The organism is Pseudomonas sp. BN411 (assembly GCF_029871235.1).
In the GTDB taxonomy this organism is placed as follows: Bacteria; Pseudomonadota; Gammaproteobacteria; order Pseudomonadales; family Pseudomonadaceae; genus Metapseudomonas.
On the sequence record NZ_SSOM01000054.1, the window covers coordinates 1 to 22,900 of the forward strand.

A 22,900-nucleotide genomic window follows, 5' to 3' on the forward strand; every position below is an offset into this window, starting at 1 on the left:
TCGTTGATGTCCGGCACCTTGGAGCAGCCGACGCCCTGGTCGATCCAGCGCACGACATAACCGAGGATGCCCTGGGCGTTGTTGTCCAGTTCGTTCTGGATCTCGTCCGCGCTCCAGTTGGTGTTCGGCGCCAGCGGAATGGTCAGGATGTCGTCCACCGACGCCGGGGCACGCTTGGCCAGTTCGGCCTGGCGGGCGAACACGTCGACCTTGTGGTAGTGCAGCGCGTGCAGGGTGGCGGCGGTCGGCGACGGCACCCAGGCGGTGTTGGCGCCGGCCAGCGGGTGGCCGATCTTCTGCTCGAGCATGGCGGCCATCAGGTCCGGCATGGCCCACATGCCTTTGCCGATCTGCGCTTTGCCTTGCAGGCCGGTAGCCAGGCCGATGTCCACGTTGCTGTTCTCGTAGGCGCCGATCCACTTCTCGTTCTTCATGGCGCCCTTGCGCACCACGGCGCCGGCTTCCATCGAGGTGTGGATTTCGTCACCGGTGCGGTCGAGGAAGCCGGTGTTGATGAACACCACGCGCTCGGCAGCGGCCTTGATGCAGGCCTTCAGGTTGACGGTGGTGCGGCGCTCCTCATCCATGATGCCGACCTTCAGGGTGTTGCGCGGCAGGCCCAGCACGTCTTCTACGCGGCCGAAGATTTCGGTGGCGAAGGCCACCTCGATCGGGCCGTGCATCTTCGGCTTCACGATGTACATGGAGCCGGTGCGGGTGTTCTTGCGGCTGGTGTTGCCCTTCAGGTTGTGCAGCGCGATCAGGCCGGTGAACAGGCCGTCCTGGATGCCTTCCGGTACTTCGTTGCCCGCGGCGTCGAGGATGGCCGGGTTGGTCATCAGGTGACCGACGTTGCGCACGAACAGCAGGGAACGGCCGTGCAGAGTCAGCTCGGAGCCATCGGCCTTGCTGTAGACGCGGTCCGGATTCATGGTGCGGGTGAAGGTCTGGCCGCCCTTGCTGACGGATTCAGCCAGGTCGCCCTTCATCAGGCCGAGCCAGTTGCGGTAGACCACGACCTTGTCGTCGGCATCGACGGCGGCGACGGAGTCTTCGCAGTCCATGATGGTGGTCAGCGCGGATTCCATCAGCACGTCTTTCACGCCGGCGGCGTCGGTCTGGCCGATCGGGCTGGTCGGGTCGATCTGGATTTCGAAGTGCAGGCCGTTGTGCTTCAGCAGCACGGCGGCCGGCTTGGCGGCCTCGCCCTGCAAGGCGATGAACTGGTCGGCGTTTTTCAGGCCGACTTCGCTACCGTTCTTCAGGGTCACGGCCAACTGGCCGTTCTTCACGGCGTAGGCGGTGGCGTCGACGTGGGAAGCACCCTCCAGCGGCGCGGCTTCGTCGAGGAAGGCGCGGGCGAAGGCGATCACCTTGTCACCGCGAACCTTGTTGTAGCCCTTGCCCTTCTCGGCGCCACCGTCTTCGCTGATGGCGTCGGTGCCGTAGAGCGCATCGTAGAGCGAACCCCAGCGCGCGTTGGCGGCGTTCAGGGCGAAACGTGCGTTCATCACCGGCACGACCAGCTGCGGGCCGGCCATGGTGGCGATTTCTTCGTCGACATTCTGGGTCGTGGCCTGGAAGTCGGCCGGTTCCGGCAGCAGGTAGCCGATCTCCTGGAGGAACGCCTTGTAGGCCACGGCGTCGTGGGCCTGGCCGGCACGGGCCTGGTGCCAGGCGTCGATCTTGGCCTGCAGTTCATCGCGTTTGGCGAGGAGGGCTTTGTTCTTCGGAGCCAGGTCATTGATGACGGCTTCCACACCGGCCCAGAACTGCTCGGCCGCAATGCCGGTTCCGGGGATGGCTTCGTTGTTCACGAAGTCGAACAGGACTCTGGCGACCTGAAGGCCACCGACTTGAACGCGCTCAGTCATTGCTTGCCTCACTCTGCTCAATATCCGCTCGGACCGGGGGTTTCCCTTCTTGTAGTCCGAAGCGCGGCATACTACATGAAGCCGTCGTGAAAATCAGTGGGGTCGCGTCGCTATGCGACTAAAAGCTGCTTTACGGTCACAACGGCGGGCAGAATGTTCTCAAAAAACTGGCGCTTTGTTCCAGTTAAATCTGAAAAATGTACACGATTTGTTTTTCAGAGAAACTGCGACAGGCCGTCGCACGCGATTCTGCGCGGGTTCTCGGGGGCTTTCCTATACTCCTGCGAATTCGTCCCTGGAGTCGTCTCATGCCTGTAAATGCCGTCACGTTCAGCGATCTTGATGATCTGTCCGCACTTTTCGCCGGCTACCTGGAGTTCTATCAGGTCCCCCGGCCCCTGGCGGAAATCCGTTCCTTCCTCGAACAGCGCCTGGATCGCGGCGACTCGACCCTGTTCATCGCCCGTGACAGTGACGGAACGCCCCTGGGCTTCACCCAGCTCTATCCCTTTCTCTCATCGCTGGCGCTGGCACCGGCCTGGTTGTTGAGCGATCTTTATGTAGTGCCTGCCGCCCGGCGCCAGGGCGTCGGTGAGGACCTGATGAACGCCGCCCGCGCTCACGCCGAACGCACCGGCGCCTGCGGCATCCAGTTGGAAACCGCGAAGACCAACCTTGCCGGTCAGGCGTTGTACGAGCGACTGGGTTATGTGCGGGATGAGGTTTTCTTCACCTACTGGCTGAGCCTGGCCTGACGCCCGGCGCCGGTTGCCTACAGAGAAGGAGTCGAGCGTGGATCATCTGGTACTTACGGTCATAGCGGCGGACCAGCCGGGTCTGGTGGAACGCGTCGCGCAGTGCATCGCCGCCCACGGCGGCAACTGGCTGGAAAGCCGCATGTCGCGCATGGCCGGGCAATTCGCCGGGATATTGCGCGTAGCGGTCCCGGCCGAAGGCTACGACGAGCTGGTAGAGGGATTGCAGGGCCTCAGCGCCCACGGCATCCGGGTGATGCTGGCGCAGAGCGGCATCGAACCGGCCTGCACCTGGAAGCCAATCCTGCTGGATCTGGTGGGTAACGATCGACCGGGCATCGTCCGGGACATCACGCGCCTACTGGCGGAACTGGGGGTGAACCTGGAAAGCCTGATCACCGAGGTGATGCCGGCACCCATGAGCAGCGAGCCGCTGTTCCATGCCGAAGCCGTGCTGGCGGTTCCGCTGACCCTGTCGCTGGACGTGTTGCAGGCCAAGCTGGAGGGGTTGGCGGACGAGCTGATGGTGGAGCTGAACCTGCATCAGGAGAAGTGAGCGCGCGGGTGGAAATTCACTTGGCGGATTTCCACCCCACGCCCGAAGCCGGCCTTGCCACCGGCGAGGTTCAGAAATTACGCCGCAGGGTGAGCCAGGCGTCGACGCTGTAGATGGCCAGGCCCGCCCAGATGAAGAAGAAGGCCAGCAGCTTGCTCGGGTCGAAATGCTCGTCGAAGAGGAAGATCGCCTGAAGCATCACCAGGGTCGGCGCCAGGTACTGGAGGAAGCCGAGGGTGGTGTAAGGCAGGTTGCGAGCGGCGGCGTTGAAGCACACCAGTGGCACCAGCGTGATCGGGCCGGCCGCCATGAGCCAGAGGGCTTCGGGGCTGCCCCAGAAACTGGCCTGCGCCGAGGCGGCAGTCGGATTCAGCAGCAGCCAGCCAACCGCCAGCGGCAAGAGCAACCAGGTTTCCACCACCAGGCCGGGCAGGGCCGCCACCGGTGCCTGCTTGCGGATCAGCCCGTAGAATCCGAAGGTCAGCGCCAGGGTGAGGGAAACCCAGGGCAGCGCGCCCACCTGCCAGATCTGCTGGGCAACGCCCGCCGCTGCCAATAGCACCGCCAGCCACTGCAACCGACGCAGGCGCTCGCCGAGAATCAGCATCCCCAGCAGCACATTCACCAGCGGGTTGATGTAGTAGCCCAGGCTGGCTTCCAGCATCCGACCGTTGTTTACCGCCCAGACATACACCAGCCAGTTGGCGGCGATGAGCATGCCGCTGGCGGCCAGCACGCCGAAGCGTTTGGGATTCTCCCGCAGTTCGCGGAACCAGCCGGGGTGCTTCCACACCAGCAGTAGCGCTGCGCCGAACAGGGCGGACCAGATGGCCCGGTGAACGATGATTTCCAGTGCAGGAACGCTCTGGATGGCTTTGAAGTAGAGCGGAAAGAGTCCCCAGATGATGTAGGCGGAGAGCCCCAGGATGTACCCGCGGCGCGGGTCGGCGGTGGCCATGAAGGTTCCTTGCTTAGGCAGCTAACGAGTGGTGCGACATTCTAGTTGGCGCCGTCGGGGCTTGTCTGTGTGCTCAGGTTTTTTCCGTGGGGATGGGCAAGCGGAAAGCGTAAGGGGTTCTTTACGGCGGGAGCAGCTTGCCCTGTGGGTGGTGGGGGCAGTCAGTAGGGTGGGCTTCAGCCCACCATCGGAGGTCAGCGTGGGCTGAAGCCCACCCTACCGGCTCCGGAGCTGGAATTTGCTCAGAACAGCTTCAACGGCTCTTCGTCCAGCGCCGCCAGTTGTTCGCGCAGGGTGAGGATCTGGTCGCCCCAGTAGCGCTCGCTGCCGAACCAGGAGAAATGCATGGGGAAGGCCGGGTCGTCCCAGCGGCGGGCGATCCAGGCGCTGTGGTGCATGAGGCGCAGGGTGCGCAGGCCTTCGATCAGCGGGAGCTCGCGCGGGTCGAAGTCGTGGAACTCCTGGTAGCCGTCCACCAGCTCGGCGAGTTGGCCGAGGCGTTCGTGGCGCTCGCCGGCGAGCATCATCCACAGGTCCTGAACCGCCGGGCCCATGCGGCAGTCGTCCAGGTCCACCATATGGAAGATTTCGTCGCGGCACAGCAGGTTGCCGGGGTGGCAGTCGCCGTGCAGGCGGATGGGCTGGTAACGCACGTGCGCGAACACGGCATCCAGGCGCTTGAGCAGGTCGCGGGCGACCGACTCATAGGCCGGCAACAGGCTGCGAGGAATGAAGCCGCCTTCCAGCAGCGTGGCCAGGGACTGATGGCCGAAGTTATCCACCGCCAGGGTTTCCCGATGCTCGAAGGGACGGGTCGCGCCCACCGCATGAAGGCGGCCGAGGAGCTGACCGAGGCGGAAAAGCTGGTCCAGGTTGCCGGGCTCGGGCGCACGCCCGCCACGGCGAGGGAAGAGGGCGAAGCGGAATCCGGCGTGTTCGAACAGACTTTCACCATCGCGCAGCAGTGGTGCCACGACGGGCACTTCGCATTCCGCCAATTCGGCGCTGAAGCTGTGCTCCTCGCGGATCGCGGCGTCGCTCCAGCGCTGCGGTCGATAGAACTTGGCGATCAGCGGCTCAGCGTCTTCGATGCCCACTTGGTACACGCGGTTCTCGTAGCTGTTCAGCGCGAGGATGCGTGCGTCGCTGAGGAAGCCGAGGCTTTCAACGGCATCCAGTACCAGGTCGGGGGTGAGGTCATCGAAGGGGTGGGACATGAGTGGCTCCGGCAGTCAGGCGCCCAGTCTATCCCTGCCGGCGATTTGCTGCGCGTTGGAATAAGGGCCTCAGAGCGCGGTGCCGAGCAGTACCTGGCCAGGGGCGAACTGTGCGCGGACTTCGTCGCCGGGCTTGAGGCCGGGCTGTGCCAGGCGCTCGGGTTCGACCAGGGCACAGAGGGTCTGGCCGCTGGCCAGGGCGATGCGGACTTCGCTGGGGCCGTCGGCGGCGTCGAGGATTTCCTCGATCCGGCCCTGCAACTGGTTCAGTGATTCGTCGCCCGGTTCGGAAAGCGGCTGCAGGCGCAGCCAGCCGGCCTTGATCAGCGCCACCACGCCGCGGCCCGGGGCCAGTTCCAGCTTTTCGGTGCTGTCGCGGGTGATCTGTGCCAGCAGGCGGGCGCCTCCGGCCAGTTCGATCTTCACCAGGTCATTGCGGCCCTTGGGCTGGATGTCGAGCACTCGGCCGCTCAGTTGATTGCGAGCGCTGGTGCGCAGCATGAGGCGGCCCAGCAGCTCAAGGTCCTGTTCGCTTTCGGCACTTTCCAGCAGGCGCGCTTGCAGGCTTTCCAGGCGCTTGTAGAGCGCCAGCAGGCGCTCGCCCTCGGCGGACAGTCGTGCACCGCCACCACCCTTGCCCCCCACCGAGCGTTCCACCAGGGGCCGCTCGGCGAGGTTGTTCAGCTCGTCGATGGCGTCCCACGCGGCCTTGTAGCTCAGCCCGGCGGCCTTGGCAGCGCGGGTGATCGAACCTTGCACGGCGATCTGCTCCAGCAGCGCCAGACGCTGCGGGCGGCGGGTGAGTTGCTGGGTGAGGGCGCTGGTCAGGCTCATGGGCAGGCCGATCGTCAGGGGTTCTGGCGCGCAGGCTGCGCCCGCGGGCCCATCGCGTCAAGCCTTCAACGGTCGCCAGGGCGGGGCGTGCGCGCCAGGCAGTAGACGTCCACCCGCGTCGCGCCGGCCCGCTTGAGCAAGCGGGCGAGGAAATGCGCGGTGGTGCCTGTTGTCAGCGCATCGTCCACCAGCGCGACATGCAGGCCCTTCACATCTGCTCGCGGCGCCAGGGCGAAGGCGTGGCGCAGGTTACGGCGCCGTGCGGCGGCGTCCAGTCCCTGCTGGGGCGGCCCGTCCTCGACTCGCCGCAACCAGTCATCCTGCAACCTGATGTCCAACCCTTTGCCCAGCCAGCGCGCCAGCATCTGTGCCTGGTTGAAGCCGCGCTTGCGCAGGCGTGGTGGGGCCAGCGGAACCGGCAGAAGCGCTGATGGGCGCGGCAAACCGTCGTTGAAGGCATGTTCCAGATGGCGCGCGAGCAGCTCTCCGAGGAGACGACCTTGGGGCCAGTTGCCCTGATGCTTGAAGCGGGTGATCAGGCTGTCCACCGGAAAGCCGTAGCGCCAGACGGCCTCCACCCGGCTGAAGGGCGGCGGCCGTTTCAGGCATTCGCCGCACGGCAGTCCATGGGTGGGCAAGGGCAGGGCGCACACCGAGCAATGCCCGGCGAGCCAGGGGAGTTCGGCCTCACAACCGCTGCAGATGGGCAGGCTACCGCCCGGCGCGCGGCAGAGCAGGCAGGTGGGCGTGTGACGAAGCCAGTCCGGCCGCAGCCGGGCGAGCAGAGCGAACATGGTCCCCTCCGTGGGACATGGGATTCAGACGATCAGCCAGCTCATCACCACCAGGCCAAGGAAGGTGAGCACCAGGCCGCCAATGATGGACTTGCGAATGAAGGCGCGGATGCCGCTGTAGAGCAGGAGCAGACCGATAACCAGCAGGAACAGGCTGAAGAAAGACACGTCCATGCCGATGGCCCGCGCCAGCCCGTTGAAAAAGTCGTCGATGGCCTGGCCAATGCCGCCCAGCACGCCTGAGAGCAGGTCGACGAAGAAGCGGATGACGGTGCCGATCATCCGGCCGAGCCATTCGAAAAATCCTTCGGTGCGCATCGCGGTGGGGCTCCTTGGGGTTGTTATGCGCGATTTGAGCGCCGTGGTGGTTCAGGGTTCAGCGGCGTGAGCTGCTCAATTGCGGGGCGAGGAAAGAGTGCCGGAAGTACTCGCGGAAGGCTTTCATCGGCTCGCTGAACTCGCGGTCGCGACGCCAGGCCAGGCCGACGCTCATCGGCGGTACCGGGTCAGTCAGCGAGAGGGTCTCGATGCGACGGCCCTCCAGCGACCAGGGTCGGTACACCAGGTCAGAGAGGATGGCGACGCCCGAACCGTTGGCAACCATGCTGCGCACTGCCTCCACCGAGCTGGTGCGGAGTATCACATTGGGCCTGAAGTCGGTCGACTCCCAGTAGCGCAGGGCAGTCTGGTCCGCTTCGTCCACGGTCAGGAGGATGAAGGGTTCCCGGGCGACGTCAGCCAGGCCGACAGCGGGGCGCTCGCTCAGCGGATGTCGATTCGGCAGCCAGAGCCGGCGCTCCGAACTGAACAGCGATTCGGCAGCAATGTCCGGGTGGCGAAGATTGGCCGTGAGCACCACGGCCATGTCTAGCGAGCCATCGACGAGGCCGGCTTCGATGGCTTCGCGCTCCTGTTCGAACAGGTTCAGCTGGATACCTGGATACCACTGAGCCATGCGTTGCAGGTGATAGGGCAGGAAGTAGCCCATCACCGTGTAGCTGGCCGCCACCTTCAGGCTGCCCTCGATGCTGGTATCCGGCAGCGGGCTCTTCAGGGCGTCCTCGACACTGCGCAGGATCGAGTAAGCGTGGTTGAGGAAGTGCCGACCGCTGTCGGTCAGGGTCATGCCCTGAGGCGAGCGGATGAACAGGCTCACCCCCAGCAGACCTTCCAGTTCCTGGATGGCGCTGGTGACCGCCGACTGCGAGATGTTCAGGTGGATGGCGGCCTGGGAGATCTGCCCGACCTCGGCGGTGGCGACGAAATAGCGGACCTGGCGAAGGGTGAATGCCATGGGAAACCTGTCGGTGGGGGTATCGATTTTTCAGAAACCAGTCTATCGAATAATAAATCTTCCCAATACCTCGGGCCGCTTTTAACGTTTTGTCATCGACATCCAACAACACGAGGCAAGCAGGCGATGACCGAGGTCGACCTCAATTCCGACATGGGCGAAGGGTTCGGTCCATGGACCATTGGCGATGGCGTCGACGCCCAGATCATGCCCCTGATCAGCAGCGCCAACATCGCCACCGGTTTCCATGCCGGTGACCCCAACATCATGTTGCGCACCATCGAGATGGCGCAGCAGCACGGCGTCGGCATCGGCGCTCACCCGGGCTTTCGCGACCTGGTCGGCTTTGGCCGCCGGCACATCAATGCGCCGGCCCAGGAGCTGGTCAACGACATGCTCTACCAGCTCGGCGCGCTGCGTGAGTTCGCCCGCCTGCAGGGTGTGCCGATGCAGCACATCAAGCCCCACGGCGCGCTTTACATGCACCTGGCCCGTGACGAGGAGGCTGCTCGCCTGTTCGTCTCCACCCTGCGCCGCCTCGACCCCGAGCTGCTGTTGTTCTGCATGGACGGCTCGGCCACCTGCCGTGTCGCCGAGGAACTGGGCCAGCCGGTGGTGCGCGAGTTTTACGCCGATCGCGAATACGACGCCTCCGGCTCCATCGTGTTCATCCGCCGGGTGACCGCCTGGGACCCGGACCAGGTCGCCGACAAGGTCCTGCGGGCCTGCCAGGAAGGCGTGGTTCGCACAGTGGACGGCCAGGACATCCCGATCCGCTTCGATTCCGTGTGCATCCACAGCGACACCCCCGGTGCGCTTGCCCTGGTCCAGCGTACCCGTTCGCGGTTGGAGGCATCCGGTATCGCCATCAGAGCGCCACGTTGAACCGATGACGCCTGGACTACATCGGCAGTAACCCATTCCAACGCCTGCCCAGACAACGACTACAAGAGGAACAGACATGGCTGAACATCAGGTGCTTTCGCCGCTCCCGGGGACTTTCTATCGCAAGCCCAGCCCGGACGCCGCCAACTACGCCAGCGAGGGTGACCTGGTCGCCCCTGGCGCGGCGATCGGGTTGGTCGAAGTGATGAAGCAATTCTCCGAGCTGACCACCGACCTGGGCGGTCGGATCCTGGCCTTCCATGCAGAAGATGGTGACCCGGTGGAGCCGGGGCAGTTGCTGGCCGTTATCCAGACAGACGCGTGAGGAGACGGGCAATGAGCGGGTCCATCTACAAATTGCTGGTGGCCAACCGGGGCGAGATCGCCGTGCGTATCATCCGCGCGGCTCAGGCCCTGGGCATTCCAACCGTGGCGGCGTGCAGCGAGGCGGACGTCGATTCGCTGCCGGCGCGACTGGCGGACGAAGTGCGGGTCATCGGTCCTGCCCGTGCCGACAAGAGCTACCTGAATGGCGAAGCGCTGCTTCAGGCGGCACTCGACTGCGGCGCCAATGCGATTCATCCGGGCTACGGCTTCCTGTCCGAGAACGCCGCCTTCGCCGAAGCGGTCGCCAATGCCGGGCTTATTTTCGTCGGCCCCGACGCCGACACCATCCGCCGCATGGGCGACAAGGCCGAAGCGCGGCGCACCGCCCAGGCCGCTGGTGTGCCGGTGGTGCCGGGTTCGCCCGGTGAGCTGGAAGACCTCGATGCAGCCCTGACCTGTGCCGAACAGGTCGGCTATCCGTTGCTGATCAAAGCCTCGGCGGGTGGTGGTGGCCGCGGTATCCGCATCGCCCGGGATGCCGAAGAGCTCGCCCGCGAGTTTCCCCTGGCGCAACGTGAGGCCCAGGCTGCCTTCGGCTCCGGCGCGGTGTATCTGGAACGCTTCATCCGTCAGGCACGGCACATCGAAGTGCAGGTGCTGGGCGATGGCCAGCACGCAGTGCACCTGTTCGAGCGCGAATGCTCGCTGCAGCGCCGACGCCAGAAGGTATTCGAGGAAGCGCCATCGCCCGTGCTCAGTGCGGAGCAACGCGCCACCCTGTGCGACAGCGCGGTGCGCCTTGCTCGTGATATCGGCTATCGCGGTGCAGGAACCCTGGAGTACCTCTTCGACGCCGTGAGTGGTGAGTTCTTCTTCATTGAAATGAATACCCGCATCCAGGTGGAGCATCCGGTGACCGAGATGGTGACCGGGATCGATCTCGTGCAATGGATGCTGCGCATCGCCGGTGGTGAGCCGCTGTCGCTGGCACAGGAGGACATCCGCCTGCAGGGCGCAGCTCTGGAAATGCGCATCAATGCAGAGGATCCGGCGCGCAATTTCTTCCCCAGCCCGGGCCTGGTGGAGTCGCTGGCATGGCCGAGCGGGGAGGGCATCCGCGTGGAGAGTCACCTGTTCGAGGGCTATCGCGTACCGGCCTACTACGACTCGCTGCTGGCCAAGCTGGTGGTGCATGGGCGTGATCGCGCCGAGGCCTTCGCCCGTGCCGAGGCAGCCCTGCAGGACACGCGTCTCACCGGCATGGCCACGACCCTGCCGCTGCATCGCCTGTTGCTGACCGACCCGGCGGTACGCGATGGCCAGTTCGACACTGGAACCCTGGAACCCTGGCTTGCCGAGCGGGCCGAGCGGGCCGAGCTGCTGGCTGTCGCCCCGGAGGCCTGACATGAACCCTGAATCCGTGCGTTACAGCTTCGGCGGCGACGAGCACCTGTTCGCCGAAGTCTCCGAGTCCATGTCGCTGGAAGCCTTTTTCCGGGGCATGGCCATCACTCGCGCCCTGGAGGAGGCGGCGCTGCCCGGCGTCCTCGACATCTGCCTGGCCAATGCGTCCTTCCAGGTCCGCTTCAACCCGGACCTGATCGCCCCAGAGACGCTGCTGGAGACCGTGCGCCAACTGGAAGATCGTGCGACCGCTGAGCGTCGTCTGGAGACCCGGATCATCGAGATCCCGGTGCTCTACAACGACCCCTGGACCCATGAAACGCTGATGCGCTTCCGCGACCGCCACCAGGACCCGGAGTCCACCGACCTGGAGTACGCCGCACGCATCAACGGCCATGCCGACGTGCAGGCGTTCATCGATGCACACAGTGGGTCGCCCTGGTTCGTTTCCATGGTGGGCTTCGTTGCCGGCCTGCCGTTCATGTACCAGATGGTCGAGCGCGAGCGGCAGATCCAGGTGCCCAAGTACCTGCGGCCACGCACCGACACGCCAAAGCTCACCCTGGGCCATGGCGGCTGCTTCGGCTGCATCTATTCAGTACGCGGTGCGGGGGGATACCAGATGTTTGGCGTCACCCCGGCACCGATCTACGACCCCGAGCAGCGCCTGGCCTACCTCGCGGACTCCATGGTGTTCTTCCGTTCCGGCGACATCGTGCAGTTCAAACCCATCGACCGTGCTGCCTACGACCAGGCCGTCGCCGAGGTCGAGGCGGGGACCTTCCAGTTGCGCATCCGCCCGGTCACCTTCGACCTCGATGCGTTCATCCAGGATTCTCAAGGCTGCAAGCAGCGCCTGCAGGAGGTGCTCAATGACGATTAAGGTGCTGAAACCGGGCCTGTCGACTTCGGTCCAGGATGCCGGGCGCGAAGGCTACTACCACTTGGGCATCCCGCCCTCCGGTGCCCTCGACCAGTTCGCCCTGCGCGCGGCCAACCTGCTGGTGGGCAACGCACCCACCGCCGCGGTGCTGGAGTGCACCCTGCTGGGACCGCAGCTGGAGTTCCGGCGCGATGCTCTGGTAGCGGTCTGTGGCGCGCGCATGACGCCACGCCTGGATGGTGCGGAGATGCCTCAGGACGCCGCCTTCCGCGTGCGTGCCGGGCAGGTGCTGGGCTTCGACTACATCAAGGCCGGTGCTCGCGGCTATGTCGCCATCGACGGCGGCCTGGACGTGCCTGAGGTACTCGACAGCCGCTCCACCTACGGCCTTGGTGCCATCGGTGGCTTCCAGGGCAGGCGCCTGGCCGCCGGCGACGAGCTGCCGCTCGGCACGCCCTCCGGCCAGGGCCGCGAAGGGTTGGCGCTGCCGCGTTCGTTGCAGATCGAGGTGGGCGGCGAAGTCACCCTGCGCGTCGTGCCGGGACTCTACGTACATCGCCTGACCCCGCGCGCTGTGGAGCAGTTTTTCGCTGACACCTGGACCGTGGGCTCGGAGGCGGATCGCACTGGCTACCGCTTCAAGGGCGGCACGCCGCTGGAGTTCGAGCCGCGCGAGCAACCTTTCGGCGCGGGTTCCGACCCGTCCAACATCGTGGATGCCTGCTACCCCATCGGCTCGATCCAGGTTCCCGGCGGTCTGGAGCCGATCATCCTGCATCGCGACGCAGTATCCGGCGGCGGCTACGCCACCATCGGCACGGTGATCAGCCCCGACCTCGACCGCATGGCGCAGATGCAGCCGAACCAGAAGGCGCGATTCGTCGCCATCAGCCTGGAGGAAGGGCTGGCTGCGCGGCGCCAGTACAACCAGCAACTGGAGCGCTTGCAGCGCTTCTTCCTCGCCTGATCCAACCACGCGGCCGACACGTCTTCCGGCGGCCCCTGTACGGGGCCGTCGCGGCCCCGTGCGGCTGAAATACCTGCCTCCCTTGCCGGAGAACCCTCATGGCTAGCCTGTCGAAACAAGAACAAGATATCGACCTGTCCACCCACCCCGTTCCACCCGATGCCCGCATGGGCAAGCTGTCGCTGACCATGGCCTGGTGGGCCGTGTGCAGCGCCATGTTCTACATCGTTGTCGGTGCTTCCCTGGCACTGGCATACGGCGCGCGCAACGCGATCATCGGCATGCTGCTGTCGGTGGTCTGCTACGGCGTGATCAACGCGGTAATCAGCCGCTTCGCGGTGCGCAGCGGACTGTCCGTGGCGCTGTTCTCGCGGCTGCTGTTCGGCCGCCTCGGAGCATCCCTGGCGACCCTGATCTTCTTTTCCACTGCTATCTACTACGCGGTGTTCGAAGGTTCGGTGATCGCGGTCGCCTTGAACCACCTTTACCCGTCGCTGTCCTACCCACTGGCCGCGCTACTGGTGGTGCTCTACAGCGTGCCGCTGATCTTCGGCAGCGTGCAGAACTGGCTGGACAAGTTCAACGGCGTGCTCCTGCCGTTCTACCTGTTCGGCCTGCTCGCCGCCGTGGCGCTGTCCATCAGCGAATACGGCTACCAGCCGCAGTGGCTCGACTTCGGCCCGGTGGAGCCTTCCGCCACTGGCTGGTGGGACTGCTTCACTGCCTACATGGGCGTTTGGGTGCTGATGATGTTCACCTTCGACTATGCCCGCTTCGGCAAGCCGGAAGACGCCCGCTACCACGGCCGCTGGAACTTCGGCATGCCGTTCTACCTGGTGACCTTCCTGCTCAATGGCGTGGCCGGCATCTACCTGGCCGCCAGCATGCCGCGCGAGGGCGAGCTGAGCGAAGTCACCGTGGTGATGGCCATCCTCCAACTGATGGGCATCTGGGGTCTGCTGTTCGTCTGGGTGACCCAGACCCGCATCAACACCGCCAACTACTACCTGGCCACGGTAAACATGCAGGCCTTCTTCGGCGACTTGTGCCAACTGCGCCAGTCGCGCGTGGTCTGGGCGCTGGTGGTCGGGGCGCTGGTTTATGGGCTGATGCTGGCGGACGTGTTCAGTTGGCTGCTCAAGGCGTTGGCCTGGCAGGGCATCTTCGTCGTCGCCTGGGTGGCTGTGGCGTTGGCACACATCCTCTCGCACGCCGCCGCGAACCCTGACGCCGGGCACGAACTACCGGCCTTCAGTGCCCGTGGCCTGGTGGCATGGTGCGGCGCTTCGATGCTCGGCCTCGGCCTGCTGCAGGTGGGCGAACCGACGGTGGCCAGCTTCTCGGCGCCGCTCAGCTTCCTGGTGGCATTCGGCACCTACTGGTTTATGGCGGTCGGCAAGCACCAGGCGGCGCTCAAGTCCGGGGCTGTCTGAATCCTGGGCACGCGGCCTCGCAGAGAGTTTCGGCATCAAGCCGCGCTCTCTGCGGGACTGTCGTTCCGGAAATCAGCAGGGAATGCCACTTCGAGATTGATCGAATAGATCAAAAAACAATCAGATGTAAACCATAAGTAAAAACATGGTTGACAGCGCTTTGGCTCCACATATGATGCCCTAAGCCTGAATTCCCGGACTCCCGGTCCGGGTATCCCCGACAAAGGCGCCCTACAGCGTCGAAGGAAACCTCCATGAGTGCAACCGCATCCATCGCTACCCGTCACGACTGGTCCCTCGCCGAGGTGAAGGCGCTGTTCGAACAGCCGTTCAATGACCTGCTGTTCCACGCCCAGACCGTCCACCGCGCGAACTTCGACCCGAACCGGGTACAGGTTTCCACCCTGCTGTCGATCAAGACCGGCGCCTGCCCGGAAGACTGCAAGTATTGCCCCCAGTCCGGCCACTACAACACCGGCCTGGACAAGGAAAAGCTGATGGAAGTGCAGAAGGTGCTCGAAGCCGCTGCCGAAGCCAAGGCCATCGGTTCCACCCGCTTCTGCATGGGCGCCGCCTGGAAGCACCCGTCCGCCAAGGACATGCCCTACGTGCTGGAAATGGTGAAGGGCGTGAAGAAACTCGGCCTGGAAACCTGCATGACCCTTGGTCGCCTGGATCAGGAGCAGACCAAGGCCCTCGCCGATGCCGGCCTGGACTACTACAACCACAACCTGGATACCTCGCCGGAGTTCTACGGCAACATCATCACCACCCGCACCTACAGCGAGCGTCTGCAGACCCTGGCCTACGTGCGCGAGGCGGGGATGAAGATCTGCTCCGGCGGCATCCTCGGCATGGGCGAGTCGGTGGAAGACCGCGCCGGCCTGCTGATCCAGCTGGCCAACCTGCCCGAGCACCCGGAATCGGTGCCGATCAACATGCTGGTGAAAGTGAAGGGCACTCCGCTGGCTGAAGAGAAAGACGTCGATCCGTTCGACTTCATCCGCACCCTGGCGGTCGCCCGGATCATGATGCCGAAGTCCCACGTGCGCCTGTCCGCCGGCCGCGAGCAGATGAACGAGCAGATGCAGGCCCTGGCCTTCATGGCGGGCGCCAACTCGATCTTCTACGGCGAGAAGCTGCTGACCACCAAGAACCCGCAGGCTGAGAAAGACATGCAGCTGTTCGCCCGTCTCGGTATCAAGCCGGAAGAGCGCGAAGAGCACGCCGACGAAGTGCACCAGGCCGCCATCGAGCAGGCCCTGGTCGAACAGCGCGACTCGCAGCTGTTCTACGACGCCGCTTCCGCCTGATATCGCACTATCGAACCCTGTAGGAGCGAGCTTGCTCGCGAAGGGCGGCTCCTGCAGGTTCGCCAGCAAGCTGGCTCCTACGAAAAACCGAACCGCCCATGCCTTTTGATCTCGCCTCGCGCCTTGCCGCCCGCCATGCGGAAAACCTCTATCGCCAGCGCCCGTTGCTGGAAAGCCCTCAAGGGCCCGAGGTGGTGGTGGATGGCCGACCCATGCTGGCTTTCTGCTCCAACGATTACCTGGGCCTGGCCGATCACCCCGAGGTGAAGGCCGCCCTGCAACGTGGCGTAGAGCGCTGGGGCGCCGGTGGTGGCGCTTCGCACCTGGTGATCGGTCATAGCGGCCCGCACCATGATCTGGAACTGGCCCTCGCCGAATTCACCGGGCGCCCCCGCGCACTGCTGTTTTCCACCGGCTACATGGCCAACCTGGGCGCTGTCACCGCGCTGCTGGGCAAGGGCGACACCGTGCTGGAAGACCGCCTCAATCACGCGTCCTTGCTGGACGCCGGGCTGCTCTCCGGCGCGCGTTTCTCACGCTACCTGCATAACGATGCCGATAGCCTCGCCAGCCGCCTGGAAAAGGCGGAAGGCAACACCCTGGTGGTCACCGACGGCGTATTCAGCATGGACGGCGACCTCGCCGAACTGCCCGCCGTCTGCGCTGCTGCAAAGGCCCGTGGCGCCTGGGTGATGGTGGATGATGCCCACGGTTTCGGTCCGCTGGGCGCCACTGGCGGCGGCATCGTCGAACACTTCGGCCTGAGCCAGGACGATGTGCCCGTGCTGGTGGGCACCCTGGGCAAGGCCTTTGGCACCGCCGGCGCCTTCGTCGCCGGTAGCGAAGAGCTGATCGAGACGCTGATCCAGTTCGCCCGCCCCTACATCTACACCACCAGCCAGCCTCCGGCCGTAGCCTGCGCCACCCTGAAGAGCCTGGAGCTGCTGCAGCGCGAAAGCTGGCGCCGTGAGCACCTGAACAAGCTGATCCAGCGCTTCCGCGAGGGGGCAGCCGAAATCGGCCTGACCCTGATGGACAGCCCGACGCCGATCCAGCCGATCCTGATCGGCGACAGCGCCCGCGCCCTGAAGCTGTCCGCCCTCTTGCGAGATCGCGGCATCCTGGTCGGCGCGATCCGCCCGCCGACCGTGCCGGCCGGCAGTGCGCGACTGCGCGTCACTTTCTCCGCCGCTCACAGCGAAGAGCAGCTTGAATCCTTGCTGAATGCCCTGGCCGAGTGCTGGGCAACCCTGGCGAAGGAGGAAGCCCCCGATGCGTGAGCGCCTGATTCTGCTACCGGGCTGGGCCATTGGCCCGGCTGCCCTCGAACCCCTGCGTGAAGCCCTGCTGGAGCGTGCGCCGCACCTGGCGGTGGAGATCGAACCCTTACCCGCCCTGGACCAGGCCGGCGCCTGGCTCGACGAACTGGACGCCCGCTTGCCCCAGGACAGCTGGCTGGCCGGTTGGTCCCTCGGTGGCATGCTCGCTGCGCAACTGGCCGCGCGCCGGGGCGACGCCTGCCGCGGCCTGATCGGGTTGTGCAGCAACATGAGTTTCCGCGACCGCGATGACTGGCCCTGCGCCATGTCCCAGGAAATCTTCGGGGCCTTCTACGAGGCCTGCCGCCTCGACCCCGCGCAGACCTTGAAGCGCTTCACCATGCTGGTGGCCCAGGGCGCGCGGGATGCCCGTACCCTGGCGCGGCAACTCCAGGTCACCCAGGTGCCCGCCGAGCCCAAGGTGCTGGAGGCCGGCCTGCGCCTGCTCGACGTGCTGGACATCCGCGCGGCGATTCAGGGCTTCGGCGGCCCGCAGCTGCACCTGTTCGCCGGACGCGATGCACTGGTACCGATCACCGCCGCCGATGCGCTGCTGGAATGGTTGCCGGATGTGGAAGTGCAGGTTTTCGCCGATGCCAGCCACGGCCTGCCACTGGAGCGGCCGGAGGAGGTCGCGGCGACCATCCTCGACTTCATGCGCGAGGGTCACGATGTCTGATCCACGGATCGCTGCCGAGGCCGAAGGCCATCTGCCGGACAAGCGCCAGGTGGCGGCGTCCTTTTCCCGCGCGGCGGACAGCTACGACAGCGTCGCCGCCCTGCAACGGGCGGTCGGCCGCGAGCTGCTGAGCCGGCTGCCGCAAGGCTTCGAGCCGCAGCGCTGGCTCGACCTGGGCTGCGGCACCGGTTACTTCTCCCGAGCCTTGGCCGAGCGCTTTCCCGCAGGCGACGGCCTGGCCGTGGACATCGCCGAAGGCATGCTGCGCCACGCCCGTCCGCTGGGTGGTGCGCGGCGCTTCATCGCCGGGGATGCCGAGCACCTGCCGTTGGCCAGCGGTACCCAGCAACTGATTTTCTCCAGCCTTGCCGTGCAGTGGTGCGCCGACTTCGCCGCCGTGCTCGCCGAGGCCCGTCGCGTCCTGCAGCCCGGAGGCGTATTCGCCTTCAGCAGCCTCTGCGTCGGCACCCTGCAGGAGTTGCGTGACAGCTGGCAGGCAGTGGACGGATTCGTCCACGTCAACCGCTTCCGTCGCCTGGAGGATTACCAGGACCTCTGTGCCGCCAGTGGCCTGCTGCCGCTCGACCTGGGCAGCGAGCCCCAGGTGCTGCACTACGCCGATCTGCGAACCTTGACCCACGAACTCAAGGCCCTTGGCGCCCACAACCTCAACCCCGGCCGCCCCGGCGGGCTGACCGGACGGGCGCGCATCCTGGCGCTGGTGGACGCCTATGAGCGCTTCCGCCAGCCACAGGGTCTGCCGGCCACCTACCAGGTGGTCTACGGCGTACTGAAGAAGGAAGACTGAAATGGCGGCCGCCTACTTCGTGACCGGTACCGACACCGAGATCGGCAAGACCACCATCGCCGCTGGGCTGCTGCACGCTGCCCGGACGCTGGGGTTGTCCACCGCAGCAGCCAAGCCGGTGGCGTCCGGCTGCGAGGAGACCGCCGACGGCCTGCGCAACAGCGATGCCCTGGCGCTGCTGGGCGAGTGCACGCTGCCGCTGGCCTATGAGGAGGTCAATCCGCTGGCTTTCGCACCGGCCATCGCGCCGCACCTCGCCGCACGTGAGGCCGGCATCCGCCTGGATGTGGACGCCCTTGCCGATCCGGTACGCCGGGTCCTGGCCATGGGTGCCGATTTCAGCCTGGTGGAAGGGGCGGGCGGCTGGCGCGTGCCCCTGGCCGGCTCCGCCACCCTGTCCGACCTGCCTATCGCCCTTGGCCTGCCGGTGATCCTGGTAGTCGGCGTGCGGCTGGGCTGCATCAACCATGCGCTGCTGACTGCCGAGGCGATCCAGCGTGATGGCCTGACCCTCGCTGGCTGGGTCGCCAACGTGGTTGACCCGCAGACATCGCGCCTGGAGGAGAACCTCGCCACACTGGCCGAGCGTCTGTCGGCACCTTGCCTGGGGCGCGTGCCGCACCTGGCCGAGGCGACTCCGGCGGCGGTAGCCGGCTATCTCGACCTCTCTCCATTGCTGCGGATTGCCGGGAACGTCCGGGCCTGATTGCGCGACGCGCGTTCGGCTGCTTCAATTGCCGGCATCGTCAAACGAGCTTCGGTATCCGCCATGGAAATCCAGGGAAGTGGCTTCAGCGCAGGACTCGGCGCCATCCAGTCCGGCCAGCGCATGGTCGAGAAGGCCGCTGGCGAAATCGCCAGCAGCACGGTCGCAGGCGCCGACTCGCAGCAACCCGCCGACCTCACCACCATCCTGCTCGCCCTCGAGGCCGGCAAGGTCCAGGCCGAAGCCGGCAGCATGGTCGCCAAGGCCACTGACCAGATGATCGGCAGCCTCATCGACACCTTCGCCTGATCCCCCCAAGGGCCGCTTCTCGCGGCCCTTTTCGCATCCTCGCCTTCCTGCCTCGTTCCGGCGCTGTCGCGCTGATTCTTGATCTTTACTGTCTTCAGGCAGGGCCTTCGGCTGTCTGCCAGGGAGATGACCGGTCGGTCGGGCACAGCGCTTGACAGGGAATTGGCGTAAACGTATGTTTCAAACGCCTGTTTGATTGCTCCCGCAATCACCATAAATGCCGTTAGCGACCGGCGCTCCGGTCAGCTGAACCAGGAACCCACTGCAGAGGTTTACCGCTATGCCTGATTACAAGGCCCCCTTGCGTGATATTCGCTTCGTTCGTGACGAACTGCTCGGCTACGAAGCGCACTATCAGAGCCTGCCTGGCTGCCAGGACGCTACCCCGGACATGGTCGACGCCATCCTCGAAGAGGGTGCCAAGTTCTGTGAGCAGGTAATCGCTCCGCTGAACCGTGTGGGTGACACCGAGGGCTGCACCTGGAGCGAGTCCGGCGTGAAGACCCCGACCGGCTTCAAGGAAGCCTACAAGCAGTTCGTCGAAGGCGGCTGGCCGAGCCTGGCCCACGACGTCGATCACGGCGGCCAAGGCCTGCCGGAATCCCTGGGCCTGGCCATCAGCGAGATGGTTGGCGAGGCCAACTGGTCCTGGGGCATGTACCCCGGCCTGTCCCATGGCGCGATGAACACCCTGTCCGCCCATGGCACTGACGAGCAGAAGCACACCTACCTGACCAAGCTGGTATCCGGCGAGTGGACCGGCACCATGTGCCTGACCGAACCGCACTGCGGTACCGACCTGGGCATGCTGCGCACCAAGGCCGAGCCCCAGGCTGATGGTTCCTACAAGGTTTCCGGCACCAAGATCTTCATCTCCGCCGGTGAGCACGACATGGCCGACAACATCGTCCATATCGTCCTGGCCCGCCTGCCCGACGCTCCGGCTGGCACCAAGGGTATTTCCCTGTTCATCGTTCCGAAGTTCATGCCGAACGCCGATGGTTCGGCCGGCGAGCGCAACGCCGTTTCCTGCGGTTCCATCGAGCACAAGATGGGCATCCACGGCAACGCCACCTGCGTGATGAACTTCGACGGCGCCACCGGCTTCCTGATCGGCCCGGCGAACAAAGGCCTGAACTGCATGTTCACCTTCATGAACACCGCTCGCCTGGGTACCGCGCTGCAAGGCCTGGCCCACGCCGAAATCGGTTTCCAGGGTGGCATCAAGTACGCTCGCGAGCGTCTGCAGATGCGTTCCCTGACGGGCCCGAAAGCGCCGGACAAGGCTGCCGACCCGATCATCGTCCACCCGGACGTGCGTCGCATGCTGCTGACCATGAAGGCCTTCGCCGAAGGCAACCGCGCCATGGTCTACTTCACCGCCAAGCAAGTGGACATCGTCAAGTACAGCCAGGACGAAGAGCAGAAGAAAGCTGCTGACGGCCTGCTGGCTTTCCTGACCCCCATCGCCAAGGCCTTCATGACCGAAGTGGGCTTCGAGTCCGCTTCCCACGGCATGCAGATCTACGGCGGCCACGGCTTCATCAGCGAGTGGGGCATGGAGCAGAACCTGCGTGACTGCCGCATCTCCATGATGTACGAAGGCACCACCGGCGTTCAGGCCCTCGACCTGCTGGGCCGCAAGATCCTGATGACCCAGGGCGAAGCGCTCAAGGGCTTCACCAAGATCGTGCACAAGTTCTGCCAGGCCAACGAAGGCAACGAAGCCGTCAAGGAATTCGTCGAGCCGCTGGCCAAGCTGAACAAGGAGTGGGGCGAGCTGACCATGAAGATCGGCATGGCCGCCATGAAGGACCGCGAGGAAGTGGGTGCCGCTTCGGTGGACTACCTGATGTACTCCGGTTACGCCTGCCTGGCCTACTTCTGGGCCGACATGGCTCGCCTGGCTGCCGAGAAGCTGGCCGCTGGCGAAGGCGACGCCGCCTTCTACAAGGCCAAGCTGCAGACCGCGCGCTTCTACTTCAAGCGCATCCTGCCGCGTACCCGCACCCACGCTGAAACCATGCTGTCCGGTGCGAGCAACCTGATGGACCTGGCCGAAGAAGATTTCGACCTGGGTTACTAAGGTTCAGCGCTACACGAAGAGCCCGCCTTTTGGCGGGCTTTTTCGTTCCGGGCATTGAGTTGTGCGGAAGTTCGCAGCGCCGCCCTGTGCGCGTGTCTCGCGCCTGTGCAATCATATCGCCACCTCGATATTTCCCCGTCTTTCGAATCCCAGGATCAGACCCCGTGCGGCCTCGTGTGTCTTATCGCGTCAGTCATTTCCTGCCTCCCTTGCTGCTGGTGGTCGGGGGCGGGGTGGTGGGCTCGCTGTCGGGGATGAACGAGTTCTTCACCTCCCTCTTCAACGTGCTGCCTACCTTGCTCCTGCTGCTGGGCGGCGCCTTCTGCTCAGCCTACGGCCGGGTGCGCCAGGTGGCGCTGCTGCTGGTTGTCTACCTGGCCTACTACCAGCTTGATACCCAGGTCGATTACTACCAGGCCGAGCGGGTGGTGAGAGAGGACGCCGGGCTGGTCTTCCATCTCGCCAGCCTGCTGCTGCCCACGCTCTACGGCCTGTATGGCTGCTGGGAGGAACGCACGCACCTGCTGCAGGATTTTGTCGCCCGTGGTGCGGTGCTGGCGGCCGTGCTCGGCGTGACAGTGGCACTGGGCAGCAACTACCCGGACGCGCTGCTGGGCTTCATCGGGCAGATCCACTGGCCCCTGCTCCACGGAAGCTGGATGACCCTGGTGCAACTGGCCTACCTGGCGTTCGTCGTCTCCCTGGTGGCGTTGTTGGTCACCTATCTGCGCCAACCGCGGCCGCAGCATGCGGCTCAATTGCTCGGACTGGTCGGCCTGCTGTGGATGTTGCCCAAGACCTTCCTGCTGCCCCACGCGCTCCACGTAATGAGCAGCCTGGTGATGCTCGCGCTTACCGCGTCCGTGGCCCAAGAGGCCTACCAGATGGCTTTCCGCGACGAACTCACCGGCCTGCCCGGCCGCCGTGCGTTGAACGAGCGTCTGCGGCGCCTCGGGCGCAACTACGTGCTGGCGATGACCGACGTCGACCACTTCAAGAAATTCAACGACACCTACGGCCACGATGTGGGCGACCAGGTGCTGCGCCTGGTGGCCAGTCGTCTGCGCAAGGTGGGCGGCGGTGGCAAGGCCTACCGCTACGGTGGCGAGGAATTCACCATCCTCTTCCCCGGCAAGTCGGTGGAAGAGTGCATGCCTCACCTGGAAGACGTGCGCCAGACCATCGAGCAGTACCAGATGCACCTGCGCGACCAGGACAGCCGGCCGAAGAGTGACGACACCGGTCGTGCCAAGCGTGGAGCGGCCAGCGGGCAGACCGTGTCGGTGACCATCAGCATCGGTGTGGCCGAACGGGATGCCGAACAGCGCACCCCGGAAGAAGTCATCAAGGCTGCCGACCAGGCGCTCTACAGTGCCAAGAGCGCCGGGCGTAACCGGGTCTTCCGTCATGGCGAGAATCGCCGGGGGGCGGTGCGGGTGAAGAAGGCCGTCAGAAGCTGAGGCGGCTGGTTATGACGCTCCATTCAGCAGCGGTAGCGT

At 65.3% G+C, this 22,900-nt stretch carries 23 protein-coding genes; 16 read left to right on the plus strand and 7 right to left on the minus strand.

Annotated features, from left to right (window positions below; all coding sequences use genetic code 11):
* Positions 1 to 1,874: malate synthase G (locus E8F06_RS07350; protein ID WP_280365667.1), on the minus strand; the 1,874-nt coding region annotated here is incomplete at its 3' end.
* A gap of 308 nt (positions 1,875 to 2,182) precedes the next feature.
* Here E8F06_RS07350 and E8F06_RS07355 point away from each other — a divergent pair.
* Positions 2,183 to 2,629, plus strand: a complete 447-nt coding sequence (locus E8F06_RS07355) for a GNAT family N-acetyltransferase (protein ID WP_280365670.1) — start codon at positions 2,183 to 2,185, stop codon at positions 2,627 to 2,629.
* A 37-nt stretch (positions 2,630 to 2,666) separates the two neighbouring features.
* Positions 2,667 to 3,185: a glycine cleavage system protein R gene (locus E8F06_RS07360; protein ID WP_280365671.1), complete on the plus strand. Its 519-nt coding sequence runs from the start codon at positions 2,667 to 2,669 to the stop codon at positions 3,183 to 3,185.
* Positions 3,186 to 3,255: 70 nt separating this feature from the next.
* Here the strand turns inward: E8F06_RS07360 and rarD are convergent, their stop codons facing one another.
* The 6 genes from rarD to E8F06_RS07390 form a co-directional block, all read right to left on the minus strand.
* Positions 3,256 to 4,143 (minus strand): EamA family transporter RarD, encoded by an 888-nt coding sequence (gene rarD, locus E8F06_RS07365; protein WP_280365674.1) that lies wholly within the window; start codon positions 4,141 to 4,143, stop codon positions 3,256 to 3,258.
* A 242-nt stretch (positions 4,144 to 4,385) separates the two neighbouring features.
* Positions 4,386 to 5,360, minus strand: a complete 975-nt coding sequence (locus tag E8F06_RS07370) for a serine/threonine protein kinase (protein ID WP_280365677.1) — start codon at positions 5,358 to 5,360, stop codon at positions 4,386 to 4,388.
* A 69-nt stretch (positions 5,361 to 5,429) separates the two neighbouring features.
* Entirely contained in the window at positions 5,430 to 6,194 is a 765-nt protein-coding gene (locus E8F06_RS07375; RefSeq protein ID WP_280365679.1) for a TOBE domain-containing protein, read from the minus strand.
* A 65-nt stretch (positions 6,195 to 6,259) separates the two neighbouring features.
* Positions 6,260 to 6,988: a ComF family protein gene (locus tag E8F06_RS07380; RefSeq protein ID WP_280365682.1), complete on the minus strand. Its 729-nt coding sequence runs from the start codon at positions 6,986 to 6,988 to the stop codon at positions 6,260 to 6,262.
* A 24-nt stretch (positions 6,989 to 7,012) separates the two neighbouring features.
* On the minus strand, positions 7,013 to 7,306 hold the full coding sequence (locus tag E8F06_RS07385) for a hypothetical protein (protein WP_190834269.1): 294 nt from the start codon (positions 7,304 to 7,306) through the stop codon (positions 7,013 to 7,015).
* A gap of 58 nt (positions 7,307 to 7,364) precedes the next feature.
* Entirely contained in the window at positions 7,365 to 8,282 is a 918-nt protein-coding gene (locus E8F06_RS07390; protein WP_280365685.1) for a LysR family transcriptional regulator, read from the minus strand.
* Positions 8,283 to 8,408: 126 nt separating this feature from the next.
* Between E8F06_RS07390 and E8F06_RS07395 the strand changes: the two genes are divergently transcribed.
* The 14 genes from E8F06_RS07395 (at position 8,409) to E8F06_RS07460 (ending at position 22,861) form a co-directional block, all read left to right on the plus strand.
* A complete protein-coding gene (locus E8F06_RS07395; protein WP_280365687.1) occupies positions 8,409 to 9,167 on the plus strand; it encodes a 5-oxoprolinase subunit PxpA in 759 nt (252 codons plus the stop codon).
* 76 nt (positions 9,168 to 9,243) lie between these two features.
* Entirely contained in the window at positions 9,244 to 9,492 is a 249-nt protein-coding gene (locus tag E8F06_RS07400) for an acetyl-CoA carboxylase (protein WP_280365689.1), read from the plus strand.
* An 11-nt stretch (positions 9,493 to 9,503) separates the two neighbouring features.
* The gene (locus E8F06_RS07405) at positions 9,504 to 10,898 is read left to right on the plus strand and encodes an acetyl-CoA carboxylase biotin carboxylase subunit (protein WP_280365691.1); all 1,395 of its coding nucleotides are present in this window, start codon (positions 9,504 to 9,506) and stop codon (positions 10,896 to 10,898) included.
* Position 10,899: 1 nt separating this feature from the next.
* Positions 10,900 to 11,781 carry an allophanate hydrolase subunit 1 gene (locus E8F06_RS07410; protein WP_280365694.1) on the plus strand — a complete coding sequence of 294 codons (882 nt, stop codon included), beginning with the start codon at positions 10,900 to 10,902 and terminating at the stop codon, positions 11,779 to 11,781.
* Complete coding sequence (locus E8F06_RS07415; protein WP_280365696.1) at positions 11,771 to 12,748, plus strand: biotin-dependent carboxyltransferase family protein; 978 nt, start codon at positions 11,771 to 11,773, stop codon at positions 12,746 to 12,748. Before E8F06_RS07410 ends, E8F06_RS07415 begins: the two co-directional genes overlap by 11 nt.
* 98 nt (positions 12,749 to 12,846) lie before the next feature.
* The gene (locus tag E8F06_RS07420) at positions 12,847 to 14,181 is read left to right on the plus strand and encodes an allantoin permease (protein WP_280365698.1); all 1,335 of its coding nucleotides are present in this window, start codon (positions 12,847 to 12,849) and stop codon (positions 14,179 to 14,181) included.
* Positions 14,182 to 14,435: 254 nt separating this feature from the next.
* Positions 14,436 to 15,494 (plus strand): biotin synthase BioB, encoded by a 1,059-nt coding sequence (gene bioB / locus E8F06_RS07425; RefSeq protein WP_271470954.1) that lies wholly within the window; start codon positions 14,436 to 14,438, stop codon positions 15,492 to 15,494.
* 98 nt (positions 15,495 to 15,592) lie between these two features.
* Complete coding sequence (gene bioF / locus E8F06_RS07430) at positions 15,593 to 16,774, plus strand: 8-amino-7-oxononanoate synthase (RefSeq protein WP_280365705.1); 1,182 nt, start codon at positions 15,593 to 15,595, stop codon at positions 16,772 to 16,774.
* Positions 16,767 to 17,492, plus strand: a complete 726-nt coding sequence (locus tag E8F06_RS07435) for an alpha/beta fold hydrolase (protein ID WP_280365707.1) — start codon at positions 16,767 to 16,769, stop codon at positions 17,490 to 17,492. Before bioF ends, E8F06_RS07435 begins: the two co-directional genes overlap by 8 nt.
* Positions 17,485 to 18,300 carry a malonyl-ACP O-methyltransferase BioC gene (bioC, locus tag E8F06_RS07440; RefSeq protein WP_280365710.1) on the plus strand — a complete coding sequence of 272 codons (816 nt, stop codon included), beginning with the start codon at positions 17,485 to 17,487 and terminating at the stop codon, positions 18,298 to 18,300. Before E8F06_RS07435 ends, bioC begins: the two co-directional genes overlap by 8 nt.
* A 1-nt stretch (position 18,301) precedes the next feature.
* Entirely contained in the window at positions 18,302 to 19,006 is a 705-nt protein-coding gene (bioD, locus tag E8F06_RS07445; RefSeq protein ID WP_280365712.1) for a dethiobiotin synthase, read from the plus strand.
* A 63-nt stretch (positions 19,007 to 19,069) separates the two neighbouring features.
* Positions 19,070 to 19,315, plus strand: coding sequence for a hypothetical protein (locus tag E8F06_RS07450; RefSeq protein WP_280365713.1), 246 nt, complete (start codon positions 19,070 to 19,072; stop codon positions 19,313 to 19,315).
* Positions 19,316 to 19,595: 280 nt separating this feature from the next.
* Complete coding sequence (locus tag E8F06_RS07455) at positions 19,596 to 21,401, plus strand: phenylacyl-CoA dehydrogenase (RefSeq protein WP_280365717.1); 1,806 nt, start codon at positions 19,596 to 19,598, stop codon at positions 21,399 to 21,401.
* Between the two features lie 164 nt (positions 21,402 to 21,565).
* On the plus strand, positions 21,566 to 22,861 hold the full coding sequence (locus E8F06_RS07460) for a GGDEF domain-containing protein (protein WP_280365719.1): 1,296 nt from the start codon (positions 21,566 to 21,568) through the stop codon (positions 22,859 to 22,861).
* The last annotated feature ends 39 nt before the right edge of the window (positions 22,862 to 22,900 follow it).